Consider the following 1,256-nt stretch of genomic DNA (forward strand, 5'->3'; position numbering starts at 1 on the left):
TGTAGTGGCATAGTAAATTTGGCCACCTGAATAGAGGTGATATCATCACCTCATAGTCAAAACAGGTGACATTATGACCGGACGTAACAGACGCAATTTTAGCCCCGAGTTTCGCCTCGAGGCTGCCCAGCTTGTACTCGATCAGCATTACACCGTTGCCGCCGCTGCCACTGCGATGAATGTCGGCAAATCCACGATGGATAAATGGGTTCGACAACTGAAAGAAGAGCGAGCGGGAAAATCACCCATAGCTTCACCCATGACACCTGAGCAGATTGAAATACGTGAGTTGAAGAAAAGACTTCAACGCGTTGAAATGGAAAGGGATATATTAAAAAAGGCTACCGCGCTCTTGATGTCAGACTCCCTGAACAATTCTCATTAGTTGAGAAACTCAGGGCGCGGTTTCCTGTTGCCGTTGTGTGCAACGTGTTTGGGGTTCATCGCAGCAGTTATAAATACTGGCGGCAGCCCAGGAAGCCTGACGCCACGAAAGTGGCATTACTGAGCCTTGTGCGTGAAGTTTATCACGAAAGTAACGGTTCAGCAGGAGCGCGAAGCATTGCCGCAATGGTCACCACCAAAGGTATAAAACTGAGCCGCTGGCGGGCAACAAAGCTGATGAAAGCGCTCAATATTATCAGCTGTCAGCAACCTGGCCATCGTTATAAGAAGGCGTCTAAGGAACACATTGAGATCCCTAATTATCTGGATCGCCAGTTTGCTGTTACCGAGCCTAATCAGGCTTGGTGCGGTGATGTGACTTATATCTGGACGGGAAAACGCTGGGCTTATCTGGCTGTTGTACTCGATTTGTTTTCCCGTAAACCGGTTGGCTGGGCGATGTCATTTTTCCCTGATTCCGCACTGACAGGTAAAGCCCTGTCGATGGCCTGGGAAGCACGGGGGAAACCGGCTAATTTACTGTATCACTCGGATCAAGGCAGTCACTATACCAGCAGGAATTTCAGACAGTTACTGTGGAGATATCAGATAAAGCAAAGCCTGAGTCGCCGGGGAAATTGCTGGGATAACAGCCCAATGGAACGGTTCTTCAGAAGCCTGAAAACAGAGTGGGTACCGGATAATGGCTACGCGAATTTTAGCGAAGCCAGCACGGCAATAACGAATTACATCACAGGATATTACAGCCAGCTCAGACCTCATCAATATAATGGTGGTTTGACGCCGAATGAATCAGAACGATTGTTCTGGAAAAACTCTAAAGCTGTGGCCAGTTTTTGTTGACCACTACA

General features: G+C 48.2%; 1 protein-coding gene. It reads left to right on the forward strand.

Features of this window, described 5'->3' with window-relative positions:
- Positions 1-73 precede the first annotated feature (73 nt).
- A protein-coding gene (locus FEK43_RS21850) for an IS3 family transposase (protein WP_096247722.1) occupies positions 74-1,248 on the forward strand; the annotation gives its coding sequence in 2 pieces (ribosomal slippage) (positions 74-332 and positions 332-1,248; 1,176 coding nt in all).
- Positions 1,249-1,256 lie beyond the last annotated feature (8 nt).

It is taken from the genome of Escherichia sp. E2562 (assembly GCF_005781075.1).
GTDB lineage: Bacteria > Pseudomonadota > Gammaproteobacteria > Enterobacterales > Enterobacteriaceae > Escherichia.